This is a genomic window from Phenylobacterium sp. (assembly GCF_030651755.1).
Taxonomy (GTDB): domain Bacteria; phylum Pseudomonadota; class Alphaproteobacteria; order Caulobacterales; family Caulobacteraceae; genus Phenylobacterium.
This window is the reverse complement of record NZ_JAUSBZ010000035.1, coordinates 1-4979: the sequence shown is the minus strand read 5'-3', so window position 1 is coordinate 4979 and position 4979 is coordinate 1. Positions and strand designations below refer to the sequence as shown.

General features: G+C 65.2%; 7 protein-coding genes. 5 read left to right on the top strand and 2 right to left on the bottom strand.

Going from position 1 to position 4979, the window contains the following annotated elements; genetic code table 11:
- Window positions 1–717 (top strand): amidohydrolase (locus tag Q7V15_RS02885; RefSeq protein WP_304753712.1); only part of this gene is annotated, 717 nt, incomplete at its 5' end.
- A 43-nt stretch (window positions 718–760) separates the two neighbouring features.
- On the opposite strand, the gene Q7V15_RS02880 is transcribed toward Q7V15_RS02885, so the two are convergent.
- Window positions 761–2578, bottom strand: a complete 1818-nt coding sequence (locus Q7V15_RS02880; protein WP_304753711.1) for an NAD(P)/FAD-dependent oxidoreductase — start codon at window positions 2576–2578, stop codon at window positions 761–763.
- Window positions 2579–2730: 152 nt separating this feature from the next.
- A complete protein-coding gene (locus Q7V15_RS02875) occupies window positions 2731–3204 on the bottom strand; it encodes a hypothetical protein (protein WP_304753709.1) in 474 nt (157 codons plus the stop codon).
- Window positions 3205–3386: 182 nt separating this feature from the next.
- Between Q7V15_RS02875 and Q7V15_RS02870 the strand changes: the two genes are divergently transcribed.
- The 4 genes from Q7V15_RS02870 (at window position 3387) to Q7V15_RS02855 (ending at window position 4842) form a co-directional block, all read left to right on the top strand.
- Window positions 3387–3665 carry a BrnT family toxin gene (locus tag Q7V15_RS02870; RefSeq protein WP_304753707.1) on the top strand — a complete coding sequence of 93 codons (279 nt, stop codon included), beginning with the start codon at window positions 3387–3389 and terminating at the stop codon, window positions 3663–3665.
- Window positions 3637–3975 carry a DUF1508 domain-containing protein gene (locus Q7V15_RS02865; RefSeq protein ID WP_304753705.1) on the top strand — a complete coding sequence of 113 codons (339 nt, stop codon included), beginning with the start codon at window positions 3637–3639 and terminating at the stop codon, window positions 3973–3975. The genes Q7V15_RS02870 and Q7V15_RS02865 overlap by 29 nt, the downstream gene beginning before the upstream one ends.
- A 41-nt stretch (window positions 3976–4016) precedes the next feature.
- Complete coding sequence (locus Q7V15_RS02860) at window positions 4017–4397, top strand: hypothetical protein (protein WP_304753703.1); 381 nt, start codon at window positions 4017–4019, stop codon at window positions 4395–4397.
- 274 nt (window positions 4398–4671) lie between these two features.
- Window positions 4672–4842 carry a hypothetical protein gene (locus tag Q7V15_RS02855; RefSeq protein ID WP_304753702.1) on the top strand — a complete coding sequence of 57 codons (171 nt, stop codon included), beginning with the start codon at window positions 4672–4674 and terminating at the stop codon, window positions 4840–4842.
- The last annotated feature ends 137 nt before the right edge of the window (window positions 4843–4979 follow it).

Sequence of the window (4979 nt, the reverse complement as noted above, 5' to 3'; positions counted from 1 at the left end):
GCCTGCGCCGGCATTGTCGGCCACGCGGACCTGACCCTGGGGGACGGTGTCGTCCCGGTGCTGGAGGCGCATCTCGCCGCTGGCGGCGGGCGGTTCCGCGGCGTGCGGCAGAGCGCCCGCCACGATCCCGACCCCGCGGTCCTCGGCCCCCTCTCAGGCATGCCGGCCGGGCTGTATCGCAGCCCTGACTTCCGGGCGGGATTTTCGCGCCTCGCCGGCCATGGCCTGTCCTTCGACGCCTGGCTGCTGGAGCCGCAGCTTCCTGACCTGATCGATCTGGCCAGCGCCTTTCCTGAGACGACCATCATCCTCGACCATGTGGGCACGCCGCTCGGCATCGGCGCCTATGCCGGCCAGCGCCAGGCGCGGTTCGGGGTCTGGCGGGACAACATCAAGGCCCTGGCTGAGCGTCCCAATGTGGTCTGCAAGATTGGCGGACTGGCCATGCCCTTCCTGGGCTTTCCAAGCTTCCTGGCCGAACCCCCGGCGACCTCGGAGGTGCTGGCCCAGGAGTGGCGGCCCTATGTGGAGACCGCCATCGAGGCCTTTGGCCCGCAGCGCTGCATGTTCGAGAGCAACTTCCCCGTCGATGCCGGGACCTGCGACTACGCCACCCTGTGGAACGCCTTCAAGCGGCTGGCGACGGGCGCATCAGCCGGGGAAAAAGCCGCCCTCTTCCACGACACCGCCCGCCGCACCTATCGCCTGGACATCTGAGCGGAGGAATATGCGGTGGCGGCCTCGCAGCCGCCGCCTCCCCTCAACGGAATTCGAGACCTTCGAAGGCGCCTGAGCTGCGCCATCCGTCGATGTATTTGAAGAAGGCGCTGGCGCCCTGGGGATAGCCCACATTGAGCCGCGCCGCTGGCCCCGGGTCCTGGCCCTCGTTGTTGTAGTAGCCGGGCGTGCAATCGGGCGCCCCCAGCATCCGGCCCATGCCGGTGAGCAATAGGTCGACCCAGGCCTGCTGCGCCGGCGCGCTCACCTCGACTTCCTTGGCGCCCCGGTCCAGGGCGTGGCGGACGGTCATGGCGATGGTCCGGCCAGACTCCGTCAGATTGTGCGGAATGTTGGAGATCAGGTTGGCGCCCTGCGTGGGCTGCACGAAGAAGGCGTTGGGGAAGTCGCGCACATGGATGCCGTGCAGGCTCTTCATGCCCTCGGCCCAGGCCTCCGACAGTTTCAGCCCGCCGCGGCCGGTGAGATCAAAGCCCGCCCGCTGCTCGAAGGGCGTGCCCACCTCAAAGCCCGAGGCATAGATGATGCAATCGACCTCATATTCGACGCCCCCGACCACGAAACCCTTTTCGGTGATCGCCTCGACACCCTTGCCGTCGGTGTCGACCAGGTGCGTGCCTGGGGTGTTGAAGGCCTGCAGATAGGCGTCGTGGAAGCAGGGCCGCTTGCAGAGCTGGCGGTACCAGGCCTTGAGCTTCTGGGCGGTCTCGGTGTCGGCGACGATGGAATCCACCCGGGCGCGGATCTCCTCCATCTTCTCGAAATCGGAGTCCTCGAAGGCCGCCAGCATCTTGAAGGGGCTGCGGTCTTCCGGTGGGAGTTCGTTGATCTTGCTGCGGATGCGCCGGGACAGGTCTGTCCAGCCGTCCATCACCAGATCTTCCTCAGCCAGGCTCCCCCCCTGGTTGGCCGTGAAGTTCTCCAGCCAGCGCTGCTGCCAGCCGGGCTCGGCCACGGTCTTGAACCAGTCCGGATCGATGGGGGCGTTGGCGCGCACGTCGACCGAGGACGGCGTCCGCTGAACCACATAGAGGGTCTGGCAGGCCCGGGCGAGGTGCGGCACGGCCTGGACCGAGGTGGCGCCGGTGCCGATGATCGCCACCCGCTTGTCAGCCAGCTTGTCCATCAGCCCGCCACGGGGATCGCCGCCGGTATAGTCATAGTCCCACCGGCTGGTGTGGAAGGCGTGGCCCTTGAAGTCCTCGATGCCGGGAATGCCCGGCAGCTTGGGCACATGCAGGGGGCCGGTGCCCAAGCCGATGAAGCTGGCGGTGAAGGCGTCGCCGCGGTTGGTGCGGATCAGCCAGCGACTTTGGCCCTCGTCCCAGGAGAGGTCCTCGACCTCGGTGTGGAAGAGGGCGTTGTCATAGAGGCCGTACTGGCGGCCGATCCGCTGACATTGCTCGAGGATTTCCGGGGCGTGAGCGTACTTCTCGCTCGGCATGTGCCCGGTCTCTTCCAGCAGCGGCATGTAGATCATCGACGCCGTGTCGCACTGGGCGCCGGGATAGCGGTTCCAGTACCAGGTGCCGCCGAAGTCGCCGGCCTTGTCGATGATCCGCACGTCTTTGACCCCGGCCTCCACCAGCCGCGCGCCGGTCACCAGGCCGGCGAAGCCGCCGCCGATGAAGGCGAAGGTGACATGGTCGGTCGTGGGCGCGCGCTCGACCCGGGGGGTGTAGGGATCATCGAGATAGTCGGCGAACCGGCCCGTGAGCCGCACATACTGGTCATTGCCGTCGGCCCGCAGGCGCTTGTCCCGTTCGGCGACGTACTTGGCCAGCAGGGCCTGCTTGTCGACTGGCCGACCGGCCAAACCCGTCGATGTTCCAGAGCCCATGGTCGCATCCCCAAAATATTCTAATGCTTCAGCAAATCAGCTGTGGGGCGCGCCTCGCTCATCGCGTCGCCCGCCCCTTATGGCTTCGAATATAGAGTTTGCGTGCGGCCCGGGCCAAGAGCCTTGCGGGAAGGTCCGCCGGCGCAAGGGGCCTATGGCTTCGCCGGCGCCGCGGCCCTGGGATCGGTGGCGCAGGCGGCCACCCCATCGCGGATGGTGACGATGGCCGGCTTGCCGACGCCCGGCCGATAGGTGGTCTCCTGATCGCCCACCTTAACCCGCACGAAGTCCGGTCCGGTGAAGTGGCAGGCCTGATAGACCCCGCCGCCGGGCAGGGCGGTCTTGTACAGCTCCACACAGTTGGCGTGACCAAACCAACGGCCCAGCGTCACCCCGGCATAGTCGAAGCTCAACAGGTCGGGACGGGTCTTGGAGACCGGCAGGGCGCCTTGCCAGACCGGACATTCCGGCCCCTGCGGCGTCCAGCGCTCGGCGGCGGCCATCCGCTGCTGACCCAGGGCGCTGAGAACGCCGCCGATCAGGACGACGGCGGCGACCCCGACGACAGCCAGCAGGGCGACGCTGCGCCCCTTCTTGACCGGGGCGTCGTACACATTCCTCGCCATCGCGGGCCTCCATCTCGAACGAGGGCGCAAGGGGCCTTCAGACGCTGGGAATTGCAAGGGGGGACGGTGTGGGCGACCTCCCTCCGCCACCTCGCGCCAGCAGGAATCCATCTTGGCGCTCACGACCAACCAAGTAGAGTTTCCCTGGCTGCCACGCGCCAGCCGAGGACCACGGAACTCCGATGGCGATAGAGTTCGATCCCGCCAAGAGCGAGCAGAACGAGGCGCTGCGTGGCCTGCCTTTCTCGCTGGCTGAGCGGTTCAGTTGGTCGACAGCGCTGGTGGGGCAAAGCGCGCAAACTCAATCGGAGCCGCGCTTTGTCGCCATCGGCGAGATCGATCAGCTAACCTATGTGATAGTCTTCACCATCCGCGGCGAGAATGTCCGCGTCATCAGTCTACGCCGAGCCAACCGCAGAGAAGTCGCCCGCTATGCCGAAGCCAAACGCAAAGAAGGCTGACGCCGAAAACCCGATCCTGAGCGATGCCGAAATCGCGGCCATGCGACCCGCCCGCGATGTTCTAGGCAAAGCGTTCGTGGACCGGCAGATGGCGTCGCAGCGACCGCCTGAAAACGCCCCGTACCGCTATGAGATTTTCCGCGATCTAGCAGGCGCCTTTCGCGTTCGGTTCCGGACGCCCAGCGGTGAGGTGCTGTTTTCCACTGAGGGGTTTCGGACCCGGCAGTCAGCTGTCAGCGCCATAAAGACGATCCAGGACACCGCCTCCAGCGATACGATTGAAGACGTGAAGCAGACGGCTCCCCTTTAGCAAGCTCTTCGCGCTTCAAGGTCCGGCGTCTGGTTGGGGCTGTGACCGAAGTGAGCGCGCGTCCGGTTTCAGGATGGAATGAAACGGCTGAGGCCGACCCGTTGCGGGCATCCCGTGTCAGCGGCATGTTGCCCATTATGGAAAGCCCCACCTCAGCTTACGTTTACATTGCTACCAGCAAGGGACTGGCTAAGTCCTACGTAGGGGTCTCGGTATCGCTCCTCGATATGGAATGGATCGCCAAGTTTGGCGTGGACGACTTAGTCTGGTTTGAAAGCTTTTCAGATATTGCGCACGCCCAAACTCGCGCGGATCAGCTGGAGGAAATGCCGGAAGGTCAGCGACGCAGCCTCTTCCTGAATGGCAATCCCGAGCAATCCGATCTGAGCCCGCGCATCTGGGGTAGCGACGAAGAAGCATAACGTCCGCTCCCCACCCTGTGCAGACCTTCGCAAAGTCTGCTGCGTGGAGGCCCACTATTGCGGCCGGGAAGCCGTGGTAGCTGGGGGCGGCTACACAGGCAGCAGACCCAGTCTGACAGTCTACATTCGGAGAAGGCTTTAGGGGCCCGTTCCCTGCCCTACGGAGATTTTAGAACTCTTCGCGTTGGCGCGCGCAACCGGGCAGCCACCGACTCGACTGCGATGGCCTGACAGGACAAGCTCTCTTGGGGAAGGGTACCTGGAGGCTGGAAGGATGTTCTTCGATGAGCGTGTCAGCATGGTCACCAGGCTGCTGCATCGACATTTGGAAAGCCCATCTCTCCGTCATGTTCGAGACCCGAAGGTGATCGGCCATCTGGCGGAGGAGATCGTCAGCACCATCGACCGGCGACCATCCATCTGGCAAAAGTGGGATGAGCAGTGACGTGACCCCCATTTCTCATCCAGCCATAACGAGAGTCCTGGGTTGATCTGAGGCTTGCTCGGCTGGTGTTGCAAGAGGCCGGCGCGCGGAGAGGTCAGGGTTCGCAGCGTGCCGGCCGGCCTCTCCGGATATGGCTC

What these genes read in the sequence shown, in the direction of transcription:
- Q7V15_RS02870 (WP_304753707.1), top strand. Translation starts at nt 3,387, where the DNA reads ATGGCGATAGAGTTCGATCCCGCCAAGAGCGAGCAGAACGAGGCGCTG.
- Q7V15_RS02875 (WP_304753709.1), bottom strand. Translation starts at nt 3,204, where the DNA reads ATGGCGAGGAATGTGTACGACGCCCCGGTCAAGAAGGGGCGCAGCGTC.
- Q7V15_RS02865 (WP_304753705.1), top strand. Translation starts at nt 3,637, where the DNA reads ATGCCGAAGCCAAACGCAAAGAAGGCTGACGCCGAAAACCCGATCCTG.
- Q7V15_RS02880 (WP_304753711.1), bottom strand. Translation starts at nt 2,578, where the DNA reads ATGGGCTCTGGAACATCGACGGGTTTGGCCGGTCGGCCAGTCGACAAG.
- Q7V15_RS02855 (WP_304753702.1), top strand. Translation starts at nt 4,672, where the DNA reads ATGTTCTTCGATGAGCGTGTCAGCATGGTCACCAGGCTGCTGCATCGA.